At 76.3% G+C, this 15,485-nt stretch carries 14 protein-coding genes; 10 read left to right on the top strand and 4 right to left on the bottom strand.

Annotated features, from left to right (window positions below; all coding sequences use genetic code 11):
* Positions 1 to 460 precede the first annotated feature (460 nt).
* The 7 genes from ACLQ2V_RS11155 to ACLQ2V_RS11125 all read left to right on the top strand — a co-directional run bounded on the left by ACLQ2V_RS11155 (position 461) and on the right by ACLQ2V_RS11125 (position 9,827).
* Positions 461 to 1,288 (top strand): pyrimidine reductase family protein, encoded by an 828-nt coding sequence (locus tag ACLQ2V_RS11155; protein WP_425718304.1) that lies wholly within the window; start codon positions 461 to 463, stop codon positions 1,286 to 1,288.
* A 181-nt stretch (positions 1,289 to 1,469) separates the two neighbouring features.
* Positions 1,470 to 3,224 carry an ATP-binding protein gene (locus tag ACLQ2V_RS11150; RefSeq protein ID WP_425718303.1) on the top strand — a complete coding sequence of 585 codons (1,755 nt, stop codon included), beginning with the start codon at positions 1,470 to 1,472 and terminating at the stop codon, positions 3,222 to 3,224.
* Between the two features lie 34 nt (positions 3,225 to 3,258).
* Positions 3,259 to 4,407, top strand: coding sequence for an exonuclease SbcCD subunit D (locus ACLQ2V_RS11145; RefSeq protein WP_425718302.1), 1,149 nt, complete (start codon positions 3,259 to 3,261; stop codon positions 4,405 to 4,407).
* Entirely contained in the window at positions 4,407 to 6,881 is a 2,475-nt protein-coding gene (locus ACLQ2V_RS11140) for an AAA family ATPase (RefSeq protein WP_425718301.1), read from the top strand. The genes ACLQ2V_RS11145 and ACLQ2V_RS11140 overlap by 1 nt, the downstream gene beginning before the upstream one ends.
* Positions 6,882 to 6,964: 83 nt before the next feature.
* Positions 6,965 to 7,912, top strand: coding sequence for a hypothetical protein (locus ACLQ2V_RS11135; RefSeq protein WP_425718349.1), 948 nt, complete (start codon positions 6,965 to 6,967; stop codon positions 7,910 to 7,912).
* Positions 7,912 to 8,769, top strand: coding sequence for a spermidine synthase (locus ACLQ2V_RS11130; RefSeq protein WP_425718300.1), 858 nt, complete (start codon positions 7,912 to 7,914; stop codon positions 8,767 to 8,769). The genes ACLQ2V_RS11135 and ACLQ2V_RS11130 overlap by 1 nt, the downstream gene beginning before the upstream one ends.
* A 134-nt stretch (positions 8,770 to 8,903) precedes the next feature.
* The gene (locus ACLQ2V_RS11125) at positions 8,904 to 9,827 is read left to right on the top strand and encodes a DNA-3-methyladenine glycosylase family protein (protein ID WP_425718299.1); all 924 of its coding nucleotides are present in this window, start codon (positions 8,904 to 8,906) and stop codon (positions 9,825 to 9,827) included.
* Positions 9,828 to 9,870: 43 nt separating this feature from the next.
* Here ACLQ2V_RS11125 and ACLQ2V_RS11120 read toward each other — a convergent pair whose 3' ends face one another.
* Complete coding sequence (locus ACLQ2V_RS11120) at positions 9,871 to 10,434, bottom strand: DUF1990 family protein (RefSeq protein ID WP_425718298.1); 564 nt, start codon at positions 10,432 to 10,434, stop codon at positions 9,871 to 9,873.
* Positions 10,435 to 10,565: 131 nt separating this feature from the next.
* Here ACLQ2V_RS11120 and ACLQ2V_RS11115 point away from each other — a divergent pair, with 131 nt between their 5' ends.
* A complete protein-coding gene (locus tag ACLQ2V_RS11115) occupies positions 10,566 to 11,060 on the top strand; it encodes a GNAT family N-acetyltransferase (RefSeq protein ID WP_425718297.1) in 495 nt (164 codons plus the stop codon).
* Here the strand turns inward: ACLQ2V_RS11115 and ACLQ2V_RS11110 are convergent.
* The 3 genes from ACLQ2V_RS11110 to ACLQ2V_RS11100 all read right to left on the bottom strand — a co-directional run bounded on the left by ACLQ2V_RS11110 (position 11,035) and on the right by ACLQ2V_RS11100 (position 12,571).
* A complete protein-coding gene (locus ACLQ2V_RS11110) occupies positions 11,035 to 11,481 on the bottom strand; it encodes an SRPBCC family protein (RefSeq protein ID WP_425718296.1) in 447 nt (148 codons plus the stop codon). The genes ACLQ2V_RS11115 and ACLQ2V_RS11110 overlap by 26 nt on opposite strands.
* 7 nt (positions 11,482 to 11,488) lie before the next feature.
* The gene (locus tag ACLQ2V_RS11105; RefSeq protein ID WP_425718295.1) at positions 11,489 to 12,121 is read right to left on the bottom strand and encodes a putative immunity protein; all 633 of its coding nucleotides are present in this window, start codon (positions 12,119 to 12,121) and stop codon (positions 11,489 to 11,491) included.
* Between the two features lie 240 nt (positions 12,122 to 12,361).
* Entirely contained in the window at positions 12,362 to 12,571 is a 210-nt protein-coding gene (locus tag ACLQ2V_RS11100) for a hypothetical protein (RefSeq protein WP_425718294.1), read from the bottom strand.
* A 146-nt stretch (positions 12,572 to 12,717) separates the two neighbouring features.
* Between ACLQ2V_RS11100 and ACLQ2V_RS11095 the strand changes: the two genes are divergently transcribed.
* Together ACLQ2V_RS11095 and ACLQ2V_RS11090 are read left to right on the top strand one after the other, a co-directional pair.
* Positions 12,718 to 13,830 carry an ATP-dependent DNA ligase gene (locus tag ACLQ2V_RS11095; protein ID WP_425718293.1) on the top strand — a complete coding sequence of 371 codons (1,113 nt, stop codon included), beginning with the start codon at positions 12,718 to 12,720 and terminating at the stop codon, positions 13,828 to 13,830.
* 12 nt (positions 13,831 to 13,842) lie between these two features.
* A complete protein-coding gene (locus ACLQ2V_RS11090; protein WP_425718292.1) occupies positions 13,843 to 15,450 on the top strand; it encodes an alpha/beta hydrolase in 1,608 nt (535 codons plus the stop codon).
* The last annotated feature ends 35 nt before the right edge of the window (positions 15,451 to 15,485 follow it).

Genomic DNA, 15,485 nt, shown 5'->3' with positions numbered 1-15,485 from the left:
ACGCTGGCGTTCCTCAAGGGTCTCAAGCAGGTCGACGGGTGGCAGGACATGCCCCTGACCAAGGCCGCCCAGACCGTGCAGGTCTCCGCCTACCCGGATCACTACGCCCAGTGGGAGCAGCTCGCCGCCGACCTCGTCGCCGAGCACTGGAACAGCTGACCCCCGCTCACCCCGCTCACACCGCACGCGCACGCAGTCGTACCGCCGCCGGCCGGACACCCGCACGCAGGGTGCCCGGCCGGCGGCCTGTTCGTCTTCAGACCCCGGCATCACCAGCGCACGGAAAGCGTCCAAGGTCGCAGGGGTCCGGGGCGGGGGTGGGGGTTTGGGCATAGGGTGGCGGGATGATCTGCCGAGCGTGCCGGGAGCAGCGGCACGAGGACTGCCCTGGTCGGACGTGGTGCGACTGCCAGCATCGCGTTCCCGAGCCGACCCCTCCGGTCACCGGTCCGGCGGGCGAATGAGCGCCGGGCCCCCGATCTCCCGGCTCTGGCCCGACCCGGCGGCGACGCCGCTGGACGACGCGGAGCTGGTGGCGCTCTACGGCCGGGCCGGCCGACCCCACCTGCGGGTGAACTTCGTGACCAGCGCCGACGGCGCGGTCACCCTCGACGGCTACTCCGAGGGACTCTCCAGCGTCCCGGACAAGCGGGTCTTCGGCCTGCTGCGGATGGTCTGCGACGGCCTGCTGGTGGCCGCCGGCACGCTGCGACACGAGGGCTACGGCGCGGTACGGCTCAACGAGCCGCGCCGGGCCTGGCGGCGGGCGCACGGGCTGGCCGAGTACCCGACCCTGGTGGTCGTCTCCGCCTCGCTGGACCTGGACCCGGCACAGGGGGCCTTCGCCGACGCCCCGGTGCGGCCGATCGTGCTCACCCATGCCGGCGCGCAGCCGCCCCCGGGGCTGACCGAGGTCGCCGACCTGGTGCGCTGCGGCACCGACCGGGTGGACCTGGCCGCCGGGCTGGCGGAGCTGCACCGGCGCGGCCTCGGCCAGCTGCTCTGCGAGGGCGGCCCGTACCTCTTCGGCGCGCTCACCGCCGCCGACCTGGTCGACGAGCTCTGCCTCACCGTCGCGCCGCTGCTGGCCGGGGGCGGCTCCGGCCGGATCACCGTCGGGGAGGCCAGCGCGCCCCGGGAGCTGCCGCTGCGGCACGTGCTGGCCGCCGCCGACGGCACGCTGATGCTCCGGTACGCCCGCGACCCAACAGCCGCCGCCAGCGACGCGCAGCCACCGCCCGCCAGCACCCGCGACGCGCAGCCACCGCCCGCCGCCACCGCCGGCTGACCCGGCAGCGCCGCCACGGACCCCGACAGGGCCACCGGCTGCGCATCGGCGGCCACGCACGGTCATCGTGGGCCGGTCGTAGGGTGGGCTGCGCCGCGTCGCGTGGCAACCTGTCGCATCCCTCGGGCAGGATGCTCCACGTGTGCCCTCACCGAGACGACCAGCTGACCGGAGCGCGCTGATGACCGACGACCAGCTCGACGGCCCCGGCGAGGGGGTCGGCCGGGTGCTCGGCACCGCCGACGCCACCCCGCTGACGTTCTGGACGGCCGTCGCCCCCGGCAGCTACCTGCAGCTCGACGACGTGGTGGTGACCCGCCGCGAGCTGCCCGACCGGGAGCCGGTGACCATCGCCGGGGTGGTGACCCAGGTGCGGGCCCGGCACGAGGGCGCCCAGTTCGACTCGGACGTCTTCGCCATCGCCGACGGCACCCTGCCGGCGATGGTGCAGGAGGCCGCCGAGATCACCACCACCCGGGTCGACCCCGAGCTCTACGTGCCGCCCACGCCGGGCGCGGTGGTGCACCGGGCCGAGGGCGACGCGCGGGCCCGCGCGCTGCACTTCGACCGGATGGAGCGGCGCATCCCGATGGGCATGGGGCGCGACGGGGTGCCGGTCTACCTCAACGCCGACTTCCTCGACGGCACCCGGGGCGCGCACATCTCCATCTCCGGCATCTCCGGGGTGGCCACGAAGACCAGCTTCGCGACCTTCCTGCTCTACTCGGTCTTCCGCTCCGGCGTGCTCGGCGGCGACGCGGTCAACGCCAAGGCGCTGATCTTCAACGTCAAGGGCGAGGACCTGCTCTTCCTCGACCACCCCAACACCCGCCTCGACGACGCCACCCGCGCCGGGTACGCGAAGCTCGGGCTGGACGCCGGGGCCTTCCCCGACGTGCGGGTCTACGCCCCACCGAGGGTCGGCGACTCCTCCGGCACGCCGGACGTGAGCAGCCGGCTGACCGGGGTGGACAGCTTCTACTGGACGCTGGAGGAGTTCTGCGCCACCGGCCTGCTGCCGTACGTCTTCGCCGACGCCGACGACGAGCGCCAGCAGTACACGATGGTGGTCCACTCCGTCGCCGCCCACCTGGCCCGCTACGCCCAGCCCGCCGACGGCGGGGTGAGCGTCGACGGGGTCCGGCTCGGCTCGTACGCCGACCTGGTGGACCACGTCGTCGCCGCGCTCAACGACGACGAGACCCGGGGCGACTGGGCCGGCAGCGCGGTCGGGCTGGGCACGGTCAACGCGTTCGCCCGGCGGCTGATCGGCAGCAAGAAGGACCTGGGCCGGCTGATCCGGGGCGACCTGGCCACCCGCCGCCCGCACTCGATCAACACCGCGGAGAGCGCCCAGGTCACCGTCGTCGACCTGCACAACCTGCCCGACCGGGCGCAGCGGTTCGTGGTCGGCGTGACGCTGAAGAGCGAGTTCGAGCGCAAGGAGAAGGCGGGCACCGCCAAGCCGCTGCTCTTCGTCGTGCTCGACGAGCTGAACAAGTACGCCCCCCGCGAGGGCTCCTCCCCGATCAAGGAGGTGCTGCTCGACATCGCCGAGCGGGGCCGCTCGCTCGGGGTGATCCTGGTCGGCGCGCAGCAGACCGCCAGCGAGGTGGAGCGGCGGATCGTCACCAACTCGGCGATCCGGGTGGTCGGCCGGCTCGACCCGGCCGAGGCGTCCCGCCCGGAGTACGGCTTCCTCCCGCCCGCCCAGCGGCAGCGGGCGCTGCTGGCCAAGCCGGGCACGATGTTCGTCAACCAACCGGACATCCCGGTCCCGCTCTGCCTGGAGTTCCCGTTCCCGGCGTGGGCGACCCGGGTCTCCGAGGCGGGCCGGGCCCCGTCGCAGACGCTACGGTCGATCACCGGGACGGTCGACCCGTTCGCCGTGGTCGGCTCCGGCGGCGGCACGAGCGACGACGACATCCCGTTCTAGTGGGCGGCGCGGCCACGAACGAAAGGCGGGCGCAGTGAAGATCCTGCACACCTCGGACTGGCACGTCGGCAAGGTCCTCAAGGGGCAGTCGCGGGCCGAGGAGCACAAGCAGGTCCTCGCCGGGGTGATCGACGTCGCCCACCAGGAGCGGCCGGACCTGGTCATCGTCGCGGGGGACCTCTACGACACCGCCGCGCCCACCCCGGAGGCGACCCGGCTGGTCACCCGGGCGCTGACCGCGCTGCGCCGCACCGGCGCGGACGTGGTGGCCATCGGCGGCAACCACGACAACGGACAGGCCCTCGACGCGCTGCGGCCGTGGGCCGAGGCCGCCGGGATCACGCTGCGCGGCGGGGTCCGGGAGAACCCGGACGAGCACGTCATCGACGGCGTCACCGCCGGTGGGGAGCGGTGGCGGGTGGCCGCCCTGCCGTTCCTGTCCCAGCGGTACGCGGTCCGCGCCGTGGAGATGTACGAGCTGACCGCCGCCGAGGCCAACCAGACGTACGCCGACCACCTCGGCCGGGTGCTGGGGCGGCTGGCCGAGGGCTTCGACGAGCCCGGCCGGGTGCACCTGGTCACCGCCCACCTCACCGTGGTCGGGGCGAGCACCGGCGGCGGCGAGCGGGAGGCGCACACCGTCCTCGGGTACGCCGTGCCGGCGACGGTCTTCCCGAACACCGCGCACTACGTGGCGCTGGGCCACCTGCACCGCTCGCAGCGGGTCATCGGCCCCTGCCCGATCCGCTACAGCGGCAGCCCGCTCGCCGTGGACTTCGGCGAGCAGGAGAACGTCCCGTCGGTGACGATCGTCGAGGTGACCGCCACCAGCGCGGCCCGCATCCGGGAGGTGCCGGTGGCGGCGGCCGTGCCGCTGCGCACGATGCGGGGCACCCTGGCGCAGCTCGCCGAGGCCACCCCGCCGGACGGCTGGCTGCGGGTGTTCGTCAGCGAGCAGCCCCGTGCCGGGCTGCGCGAGCAGGTGCAGGAGCTGCTCCCCCGGGCCCTGGAGATCCGGATCGACCCGGATCTGGTGCCGGCCCCGGGCAGCGGCACCCGCACCGCCCAGCGCGCCGGCCGGTCGCCCCGGGAGCTCTTCGCCGACTACCTCGGCAGCAAGGGGCACGCCGACGACGGCGTCCGGGAGCTCTTCGACGAGCTCTTCGAGGAGGTGGAGCGCTGATGCGCCCGATGCGGCTGGACATGGCGGGCTTCACCGTGTTCCGCGACGAGACCACGGTCGACTTCACCGACGCCGACTTCTTCGCCCTGGTCGGGCCGACCGGCTCCGGCAAGTCGACGGTGCTGGACGCGATCTGCTTCGCCCTCTACGGCACGGTGCCCCGCTGGGGTGGCACCCGTGGGCTGGCCAACGCGCTCGCCCCGTCGGCCACCGAGGCCCGGGTCCGGCTGGTCTTCGAGTCCGCCGGGGACCGCTACGTGGCGACCCGGGTGGTGCGCCGCGACGGCCGGGGCAACGTCAAGACCGCCAACGCCGGGTTGCAGCTCATGCCGGCCGGGTTCGACGTGACGAAGCTGGACACCGGGCTCAGCCCGGAGGACCTCGGCGAGGTCGTGGCCGGCACCCCGGCCGAGATGGACCGGGCGGTGCTGGAGGCGGTCGGGCTGCCGTACGAGCAGTTCACCAGCTGCGTGGTGCTGCCGCAGGGGCAGTTCGCCGACTTCCTGCACGCCCGGCCGGCGACCCGGCAGCAGATCCTGGTCAACCTGCTCGGCCTGGGCGTCTACGAGGCGGTGCAGAAGCGGGCCAGCGAGCGCGCCGGCCAGGCCGAGGCGAAGCTGGAGGCGGTCGACCGGATCCTCGCCGGGCTCGCCGACGTCGACGACGCGTCGCTGGCCGAGGCCGAGGCCGAGGTGACCCGGGCGCACGAGCTCTCCGAGGCGGTCGCGGCGGCCGTACCGGAGCGGGACCGGGCGCGGGGCGCGGCGCGCGAGGCGCACGCGGCGCTGGCCGACCTCGACGCCGAGCTGACCCGGCTCGGGTCGGTGCGCGCGCCCGCCGGGGTGGCCGAGGTGGCGCGGGCGGTGGCCGGCGCGCGGGCCGGCGCGGACGAGGCGGCGGCCGGGGTGGCCCTGGCCGAGGAGCGCGAGGAGAAGCTGCGCGGGGAGCTGGCCGGCGCGGGCGACGAGAGCGCGCTGCGGCTGCTGCTGCGGGCGTACGCCGACCGGGACCGGCTCGCCGAGGAGGCCGCGGTGGTGGGCGCGGCGGTGACGGCGGCGGCCGGGGAGCACGACGCGGCGGCGGCCGCGCTCGCGTCCGCCACCGCGGCGGCGCAGCGGGCCGAGTCCGAGCTGGACGCGGCGTTCCGGGCGCACGAGGAGGCGAAGGCCACCGACCAGGCGGTGGCGCTGCGGGCGCACCTGGTCGACGGGGCGCCCTGCCCGGTCTGCGAGCAGGTGGTGCCCCGGGTGCCGGCGGTGCCGGCCGGGTCGGCGGTGGCGCGGGCCACCGCCGCCGGGAAGGCGGCCCGCGCGGCGACCGAGGCGGCGCAGCGGGTGGTGCGGGAGCGCGACGCGGCGGCGCGGGACCTGGAGCGGGCGCTGCTGGGCGCGCGGGCCCGCCACGACCAGCTCCGGGGCCGGCTGGCCGAGCTGGACGACCAGCTCGCCGGGGCCGCCGCCGTCGAGGCGCTGCGGCACGACCTGGCCGAACACGCCCGGCTGCGCCGGGCGCTGGACGAGGCGGCGGGCGGGGTACGGGCCGGCCGGGACGCCGCCCGGCGGGCCCGCGCCGCGCTGGAGGCCGCCGAGGAGCGGCTCCGCGCCGCCTGGCGGGACTTCGACGCGACCCGGGACGCGCTGGCCCGTTTCGGCCCGCCGGCCGCCGACCGCGACGACGTCGCCGGGGCCTGGGCGACGCTGACCCGGTGGGCCGACGCCGAGGCGGGGCGGCGGCGCGACGAGCGGGTGGGGCTGGCCGAGGCGGTCGCCGAGGCGCAGGCCGCCGCCGAGGCCGTGGAGGAACGGATCGCCGCCGTCTTCGCCGCCGCCGGGCGCAGCGCCGGCGACGACCCGGTGCGGGCGGCCACCGTGGCCGTGGAGCGCGCCGAGGCCGCCCACCGGCGGCTGGTGGAGCGCCGCGAGCAGGCCGCCGGGCTGCGCGAGCAGCGCACCGGGCACGAGCACCAGGCCCAGGTGGCGCGGGCGCTCGCCGGGCACCTGCGGGCCAACAACTTCGAGCGCTGGCTGCTGGCCGAGGCGCTGGACCTGCTGGTCGACGGCGCGTCGGGGATCCTGCGGGAGCTCTCCGGCGGCCAGTACGACCTGGTGCACGACAAGGGCGAGTTCTTCGTGGTCGACCACCACGACGCCGGGCTGCGGCGCGGGGTGCGGACCCTGTCGGGCGGGGAGACGTTCCAGGCGTCGCTGGCGTTGGCGCTGGCCCTGTCGGAGCAGCTCGCCGGGATGTCCACCACGGCGGCGAGCCTGGAGTCGATCGTCCTGGACGAGGGCTTCGGCACCCTGGACGCGGCCACCCTGGACACGGTGGCGGCCACCCTGGAGAGCCTGGCCGCCCGGGGCGACCGGATGGTGGGCGTGGTCACCCACGTGCCGGCGCTGGCCGAGCGCATCCCGGTGCGCTACGAGGTCCGCAAGGACGCCCGCACCGCCCGCGTGGAACGGACCGGCCTGTGACCGGGCCGGCCGGGGCCGCAGGGGCGGTGCCGATCGGGGCCGGTGGGCCGATCGGCGCGGCGGCGCAGGAGCCGGCCCCGGAGCTGTTCGTCGACACCTGGGACCCGGGCTACGGCGCGTCCTTCGAGGCGACGCCGGGCGGGCCGGCCGCGCCGAGCAGCCAGCCGGTCGACGCCCAGGTGGAGCTGCCGGCGGTGGACTGGCGGGCCATCGACGTCCGCCCCGGGGTCCGGGCACCCGACGTGGTGCTGCTGGTCGACGGGGTGCGCCGGATCGACGCCAGCGTCTGGACCGCCGAGGCCGACGGGGCGTCGTACCCGGGGCTGGCTGCCTCGTACGCCGCCGGGGTGGTCCGCTGCGACCTGGAGCGCGGCGCGGCCCGGCTGGCCGGCGCGCAGGTCCGCCGGGGCCTCTTCACCGCCAGCCCGTCGGCGCGCGACGTGCGGGCCGGCACGGTGCGCTACCCGGTGCACCGGGTCAGCGGCACCGGCGAGCTGAACAAGCTCCAGGCGGCCGTGCAGGCGCCGCTGACCGCGCTGGAGGTGGAGGTCTCCGGCGCGGCCCGCATCGAGGGCGACCTGCTGGTGGTCGACGGCCCGCTGCGCAGCCGCCGGCAGCTCCCCCGCACCCTGGGCTACATCAAGACCCAGCACAGCCAGTACCTCGACGCCCGGCTGACCGCCGTGGTGACCGGGCTGCGCTCGGGTCAGCGGTGCCCGGTGTTCAAGCTCGGCACCCCGTGGGGCGGGTACTCGTGGTACCTGCGGCTGCCGGTGACCGGCGGTGCCCCGTGGGCCGGCATCGTCCGGGTGGAGTGCTCGGCGGAGCTGACCGAGCCCGAGGCCATCGCGCTGGCGGACCTGTCGCTGGTCACCCTCCCCCGCTTCGCCTCCACCCCGTACAAGGACCCGCGCGCCCCGCAGAACCTCATCCCGATCGCCGGGCTGGAGCGCCGCCTGCGGGCGCTGCTCGGCGACGCCCGCCTGCTGCAACGGGCCCTGACCGCCGCCGCCCGCGGCCCCCGCCGCTGATGGGCCGCCGCCGGGGCGACGACCGGGTCGTCGCGCGGGTCGACACCGGCGAGGCCGAGCTGGTCCCGGACGCGGACCGCCCCGGCTCGTTCACCCTGCTGCTCGACGGCGCCCCGCAATCGCACGTCGACCTGGGCGACCCCACCCACCTGGAATTCGAGTACGTCCGGCGGCTCGGCGCCGCCCTCGACCTGCTCGCACCGCCCGGCGTGCCGCTGCGGGTGCTGCACCTCGGCGGCGGCGCGCTGACCCTGCCCCGGTACGTGCGGGCCACCCGGCCCGGCTCCACCCAGCGGGTCGCCGAGGTCGACGCCGCCCTGGTCGACCTGGTCCGCCGGGAGCTACCCTGGCCGGCCGACCCCCGGCTGAAGATCCGGGTCGGCGACGCCCGCGCCACCGTGGCGTCCGCCCGCGACGGCAGCTACGACGTGGTGGTCGCGGACGTCTTCGCCGGTGCCCGTACCCCGGCGCACCTGACCAGCGTGGAGTTCGCGGCCGAGGTGGCCCGGGTGCTGCACCCCGGCGGCTGGTACCTGGCCAACGTCGCCGACGGCCCGCCCCTGCGGCACGCCCGCGCCCAGGTCGCCACGGTCCGCGCGGTGCTCCCCCGGGCCTGCCTGGTGGGCGACGCGGGGGTGCTGCGCGGTCGCCGGTACGGCAACCTGGTGCTGGTGGCCGGCCGGGCCGAGCCGCCGGTGCCGGAGCTGACCCGCCGGGCCGCCGGGGACTGGTTCCCCGGCCGGGTGCTGGCCGGCGACGAGCTGGACCGCTTCGCCGGCGGCGCCACCGTGGTACGCGACGCCGACGCCACCGACTCCACCCCGCCGCCACCGGGCATCTTCTCCGTCCGCCGCTGAGCCCCGCGGTTCTCCGCCCGCCGCTGAGCCCCGCGGGTGCGGTGTCCTTCGGCACGGCGGCGCGGCGGTGTCCTTCGCCATGGCGGCTCGGCGGCGTCCTCGACGCGGCTGTGCGGCGTGGCAGAGTGTCGCGGGTGACCGCAACCGCCGCCCGCCGCACGCTGCGCCCGCCGGCCGGCTACCGGCTGGCCGCCTCGGTGCGCGCGCTGCTGTTCAGCGCGTACGACCCGTGCGCCCGGCTCACCCCCGACGGGGCCTTCTGGTGGGCCGCCCGCACCCCCGCCGGCCCGGCCACCCTCGCGCTGCGCCCGGCCGGGGCCGACGAGCTGCACGCCGAGGGGTACGGCCCCGGCGCCGACTGGGTGCTCGAGCGGGCCGACGCAGTCGCCGGGCTCCGCGACGACCGCCACGGGTTCGCCGAGCTGGCCGCCGGGCACCCGCTGGTGGCCCGGCTCGCCGCCCGGCACCACGGGCTGCGGATGCCGGCCACCGGTCAGCTCTTCCCGCGTGTGCTGCGGGCGATCCTCGAACAGAAGGTCACCGGCACGGAGGCGTACCGGGCGTACGCGGCGACCGTGCGGCACTTCGGCGAGCCGGCACCCGGGCCGGCACAGCCGGCGCTGCTGCTGCCGCCCGAGCCGGCGGCGGTGGCCGCCGCGCCGTACTGGGTGTTCCACCCGTTCGGGGTGGAGCAGAAACGGGCCGACACGCTGCGCCGGGCCGCCGCCGAAGCCGACCGGTTGGAACGCTGCGCGGATGCCGCCGAGGCCACCCGCCGGCTCACCGGCATCCGGGGAATCGGCCCGTGGACCGCCGCCGAGGTGGTGCGGATCGCGTACGGGGACCCCGACGCGGTCAGCGTCGGCGACTACCACGTGCCGAACACGGTGGCCTGGGCGCTGGCCGGGGAGGCGCGCGGCGACGACGCGCGGATGCTGGCGCTGCTGGAGCCGTTCCGGGGCCACCGGGGCCGGGTCTGCCTGCTGCTGGCCGCCGAGGGCGTGCACGCCCCCCGGTACGGGCCGCGCCACCCGATCCGCTCCTTCGCCCGATACTGACCCCGGCCGCGGGTCAGGGCCGGGCGGCGCACGGGTGCGCGGGTCAGGGCCGGGCGGCGCAGAGTCGCCGCAGGGTGCGGCCGAGCCACCAGGCGTACCCGTGTTGAAAGGCTCGACCGGCGGGCCCGGCGGCGCGCATCAGCCAGCCGGCAGGGCGGCTGAACGCCCGTACCTCGAACCAGACCGCGCCCGTGTCGTCCCGGCTGACCACGAACGCCTCCTCACCCCGAGCCGGGTGGCCGGGGAGGGTGCCGTACCCGAAGCCGGCCCGGTGGGCGTCGTCGGCGGCCCAGACCACCCGGCACGGCGCGGCCAGCCGCAGCGGGCCCACCCCCAGCCGGGAGACCACGGTGACCCCGGGCGCGGCCCGGGGCGCGTCGGCGTCCATCCGGATGCCGGCGGCCCGGTGCAGCCGCCAGCCGAGCACCGCCGCGCCGGCAGTGGCGAAGGAGCCGTCGGGCAGCCGCACCCGGTGCCGCACGTGCCGCCAGCCGGCGGGCAGCCCTCCGATGCCGGGGCTGCCGGCGGCTACGGTGGTGCTGCCGCCGGCTGCCGTGGCACCGCCGGCTTCCGTGGCACCGACGTGCGGATAGGTCAGCTCGGGCACGATCGCCGCCTCTCCTGCACGCTTGCCGCCTCTCCTGAGGGCCGGGCCGCTCCCGGGGGCCGGTCCGGTCCGGGACAGCGCCAGGGTACCGGCGTGCGCGCCGGGCGTCGGCGGTGTGGTGAGCTGGTTTCATGACCACGCCGCCACTGATCGCCCCGGCCACCCCCGCCGACGCGGGTGAGATCCTCACCGTGCAGCGGGCCGCCTACGTGACCGAGGCGCAGCACTACGCCGACCCGTTGCTGCCGCCGCTCACCGAGACCCTCGAGGAGATCCTGGCCGCGCTGGCCGCCGAGGAGACGGTGCTGGTCGCCCGGTCCGGGCACCGGCTGGTCGGCTCGGTCCGGGCCCGGGTCGCCGACGACACCGCCCACGTCGGCCGGCTCTCCGTGGCCCCCGACCAGCAGGGGCGGGGCATCGGCACCCTGCTGCTGGGCGCGGTGGAGGCGGCCTGCGCCGACCGGGTGTCCCGTTTCGCCCTCTTCACCGGGGCGGCCAGCGAGGGAAACCTGCGGCTGTACCGGCGCAACGGCTACGAGATCGTCGGCCACCGGCCGGACGCCAACGGAATCACCCTCGCGGTGTTCGAGAAGCGGCTGGTCACGCCCGCTCGCACCGACGCCTGAGGCCGTCGGCCTCCATCCGCAGGTACCTGCGGGTGAGGTCGCCGAAGAGCCACCCCACCGGCCCGGCGAGGGGGCCCCGCTGCTCCAGCGTCAGCTCGACCCGGACCCGGCCGTCGGGCAGCGGGACGATCCGGTGGTCGCCGTGGCTGCGTACGCCCGGGGTCTGCGACACCCAGGCGAAGCGGTACGGGGCGGCGACCTCGACCACCCGCCACACGGCCGGTCGGAGCCGGGGCTGCTCCAGCAGCGCGGTCGAGCCGACCGCCAGCGGCCCCGGTTCGCGCCGCCGGGCCCGGCGAACGGAGTGGGTCCACTCCGGCCAGCGGTCGATGTCGGTCTGCACCTGCCACACCTGCTCGGCGGTGGCCGCGATCTCCGTGCTCGCCTCGAACCGCATGGTCTCCCGCTCCTGTCGTCGCACCCGCCGCCTACGCCGGCGGACCTTGGACGCTTCCTGTTCCGTGCGGACGAGAGCCGTCCCAGCTCCGGCTCTGCCGTGGGCGGTCCGTTGCCTGGCGGCGCAGTGCGGCGTCCAGCATCCGCAGCAGCTCTCCCGCCCGGCCGCGACCGGCCGGTGCGGTGGGGTAGCGCGTCAGGACGTCCACCACGGCGGGGCCGGCGAGCCCGCTTGCCCGCTCGACGTGGTCGACGCCGACGGCGGGGTCGTCGCCGACGTCGAGCTCGAAGGCCCGCGCCGCGTGGGCTGCCGCGCCGAGGATGTGCAGGACCTGGGCGGCCTTCGCCAGGGGGTGCAGGTACGCGGCGCTGGCCGCCGCGACGGCCGCGCGGGCGACCTCGCTCGCCGCCGCCTGCCCCGCGTCGCGGGTCTCCTGGTACGCCCGGTGGGCCGCCCATGCGCCGTCCCGGATCGCCTTGCTCCGCCGGCCTCCGTCGACGAACGCCCGCGCGGCGTCGAGCGCGCCCCGGGGACGCCGATCGTCGGGACGGACGCGTTCGAAGATCGCCAGGGCGGGCTCAGCGCAGACCACCGCATAGCCCGTCACCGCCCGCAGCTCCGCCATGCTGACGTCGATCGCCAGACCCTCGTCCACCCCCGCCACCCCGCAGACGCTATCCCCGCCGCCCCTCCCCCGCCGCCCCTCCCCCGCCGCCCCGCGCCGCCCCGCGCCGCCCCCGCCGCCCCACCCCCGCCGCCCCACCGCTGCGTCGATCTTGGAGTTGTGGTGCCCCGCGAAGGCCGCCGAACGGGACAAGGCGGGCACCACAAGTCCATGATCCACGGGGGGCGGGGGCGGAGGGCGGGGGCGGGGCCGGGGGCGGGGGCGGGGGGCGGGGCGGGGTCAGGGGTTCTTGAGGTTGGCTAGGGTCAGGGGGGTGTGGCGGTGGAGGAGGGCCGTTAGTTCCGGGATGGTGGTGGCCTCGCCGAGCACGTTCTTGCCGCCGCCGTGGCGGGCCGGGTAGCGGTGGGTGAGGCGGTAGCGGTAGCGGCCGTGGATCAGCTCGACGCTGACCCGCCAGCGCCCGCAACATTCACAGACCAACTCCCGCATTCGGCGAAACTAGCTCTGGGCTGCGGGAACGCCATCCGGTCAGGGTGGGACGAGCGGGCGGCGAGCGGGACGCGGCGGGACGGTTCGCGCCGTCACCGGCGGTGATCCGCCTCACGACTGTCGGTGGGGTCTGGTTGACTGTCGCCGTGGACCTGCCGATCAACCCGCCGGTCGAGCCGATGCTGGCCAAGGCCGTGTCGGAGCTGCCCACCGCGCCGGGCACGACCTACGAGCCGAAGTGGGACGGCTTCCGCTGCATCGTGTTCCGCGACGGTGCCGAGGTCGAGCTGGCCAGCCGGGGCGGCAAGACGCTCACCCGTTACTTCCCGGAGGTGGTCGAGCAGGCGCTGCGGCAGCTGCCGCGCCGCTGCGCGGTCGACGGCGAGCTCATCGTGATCCGCCGCGACGGCCCCGGCGGGCAGCCCCGGCTCGACTTCGAGCTGCTCGCCCAGCGCATCCATCCGGCCGCGTCCCGGGTGAAGCTGCTGGCCGAGACCACCCCGGCCGACTTCGTCGCCTTCGACCTGCTGGCCGTCGACGACGAGCTGCTGACCGACCTGCCCTACCCGCAGCGCCGGGCCCGGCTGGAGCGGGCCCTGGCCGGGGTCCGCCCGCCGGTGCACGTCACCCAGGTCACCACCGACGCGGCCACCGCCCGGCGCTGGTTCGACGTGTTCGAGGGCGCCGGGCTCGACGGGCTCATCGTCAAGCCCGCCGACCTGCCGTACGAGCCGGGCAAGCGGCTGATGTCCAAGGTCAAGCACGCCCGCACGGCCGACGTGGTGGTGGCCGGCTTCCGCTGGCACAAGACCGGCCCGGTGGTCGGCTCGCTGCTGCTCGGCCTCTACGACGACGCCGGGGTCCTGCACCACATCGGGGTCAGCTCCTCGTTCACGGCGGCCCGGCGCAGAGAGCTGCTGGACGAGTTGCAGCCCTACCGGGAGGTCGACGGCGAGCACCCCTGGGTGCACGGCGACCACGAGCGCGGCCAGCGCATCCCCGGCGGGGTGAGCCGGTGGACGGGGACGAAGAACCTGGAGTGGGAGCCGCTGCGCCCGGAGCTGGTGGCCGAGGTGGCGTACGACGCGATGGAGGGCGACCGGCTGCGGCACACCGCCCGGTTCGTGCGCTGGCGGCCCGACCGCCAGCCCCGGTCCTGCGGCTACGACCAGCTCGACCGGCCCATCCGCTACGACGTCGACCAGGTCCTGCGCGGCGATCCGGCGGCGACCTCCGACGCCACGGCGGGCCGGGCGTAGCCTGAGTCGTCGATGATGATCATGAGAGGCGTGCCGGTGACCAGCTTCCCCGACCGGATCCGCCGGGTCCGGCTGACCCTGGCCGGCGTCGTCGCGGCGGCGGTGGTCGCCGCCGGCTGCACGTTGCCGGCGTTCGCGCCCCGCACCGAGGGTGAGGTCGAGGCCGCGCCCCCCGGCACCGCGCCGACCTGGCGGGCCTGCCCAGAGGTGGCCGACGAGCTGGTGGGCCGGGGCGCCCCCGACATGCGGTACGAGTGCGCGCGGATCGCGGTGCCCCGCAACTGGGGCTCCGGCACCGGGGCGACGGCCGGGCCGGGCGTCGGGGAGACCTTCGAGATCGCCCTGCTGCGGGCGCGCTCCACCAAGCAGCGGGACCGGATCGGTTCGCTGGTGATCAACCCGGGCGGGCCGGGGGCCTCCGGGGTGGACACCGCCGTCTACCTCTCCTTCGGCCCGGCGTTCGGCGGGCTGCCCGCGACGGTCACCGAGCGATTCGACATCGTCGGGTTCGATCCGCGCGGGGTGGCCCGGTCCAGCCCCGTGCGGTGCATCCCCGACGCCGAGCTGGACAGCAGCTTCGGCTACGACCCGGATCCGCAGTCCCAGGAGTCCTTCGACGGGCTCGTCTCGCTCAACCAGCGGATCGGGCGCGGCTGCGGCGACAAGTACGGCGACCAGCTTCCGCTCTACGGCACCGAGCAGGCCGCCCGCGACATGGACGCGATCCGCGCCGCGGTCGGCGACGAGAAGCTGAGCTACCTCGGCTACTCCTACGGCACCCTGCTCGGCGCCACCTACGCCCAGCTCTACCCGTCCCGGGTCCGGGCCATGGTGCTCGACGGCGCGGTGGATCCGACGCAGGACCTGGTGGCCGGCTCCGAGAGCCAGGCGAAGGGCTTCGAGCGGGCGTTCGACAACTTCACCCGGTGGTGCGCGGCCAACGCCGGGCGCTGCCCGCTCGCCCCGGATGCCCGGGCGGCGGTGATCTCGGCGATCGACAAGGCCAAGGTCTCCCCGGTGAAGGCGGCCGACGGGCGGGAGGCCACCTCGGGCTGGATCTTCTACGCGGTCATCTCCTCGCTCTACACGGAGTCGGGCTGGCAGGAGCTGGCCCAGGCGATCGACCGGCTCGGCGAGGGCGACCCGGAGAAGGTCTTCGAGCTGGCCGACGCGTACGCGGGTCGGGAGGACGACGGGCGATACTCCAACCTCTTCGACGCCAACCTCGCGATCAACTGCACCGACGAGACGGAGAAGCCGACGGTGCAGCGGGTTCGCCAACTCCAGTCGCAGTGGCGCTCGACGTACCCGCTCTTCGGCCCGGCGCTGGCCGTGGGGATGCTCAGCTGCGTCCAATGGCCCGGCGGGCGGGACCCGTACCCGACCGGCAAGGCCGTGGGCGCACCGCCCATCGTGGTGGTGGGCACCACCGGGGACCCGGCGACGCCGTACGAGCAGACCGCCACCCTGGCCTCGATGCTGGGCGTGGGCCGGGTGCTGACCTGGGAGGGCGAGGGGCACACCGCGTATCCGCAGACGGCCTGCGTGACGGACGCGGTGGACGCGTACCTGATCTCGCTGACCGTGCCGCGGGAGGGGCTGCGCTGCCCGGCCCGGTGACGCGCCCGCCCGGGTCGAGGGGCACCGTCACGCGT

Origin of the sequence: Micromonospora sp. DT233 (genome assembly GCF_049841815.1) — a bacterium.
GTDB lineage: Bacteria > Actinomycetota > Actinomycetes > Mycobacteriales > Micromonosporaceae > Micromonospora.
Note: the sequence above shows the minus strand (reverse complement) of the source record. Positions and strands in the feature narration are given on the sequence as shown.

What these genes read in the sequence shown, in the direction of transcription:
- ACLQ2V_RS11155 (WP_425718304.1), top strand. Translation starts at nt 461, where the DNA reads ATGAGCGCCGGGCCCCCGATCTCCCGGCTCTGGCCCGACCCGGCGGCG.
- ACLQ2V_RS11150 (WP_425718303.1), top strand. Translation starts at nt 1,470, where the DNA reads ATGACCGACGACCAGCTCGACGGCCCCGGCGAGGGGGTCGGCCGGGTG.
- ACLQ2V_RS11140 (WP_425718301.1), top strand. Translation starts at nt 4,407, where the DNA reads ATGCGCCCGATGCGGCTGGACATGGCGGGCTTCACCGTGTTCCGCGAC.
- ACLQ2V_RS11130 (WP_425718300.1), top strand. Translation starts at nt 7,912, where the DNA reads ATGGGCCGCCGCCGGGGCGACGACCGGGTCGTCGCGCGGGTCGACACC.
- ACLQ2V_RS11115 (WP_425718297.1), top strand. Translation starts at nt 10,566, where the DNA reads ATGACCACGCCGCCACTGATCGCCCCGGCCACCCCCGCCGACGCGGGT.
- ACLQ2V_RS11100 (WP_425718294.1), bottom strand. Translation starts at nt 12,571, where the DNA reads ATGCGGGAGTTGGTCTGTGAATGTTGCGGGCGCTGGCGGGTCAGCGTC.
- ACLQ2V_RS11090 (WP_425718292.1), top strand. Translation starts at nt 13,843, where the DNA reads ATGATGATCATGAGAGGCGTGCCGGTGACCAGCTTCCCCGACCGGATC.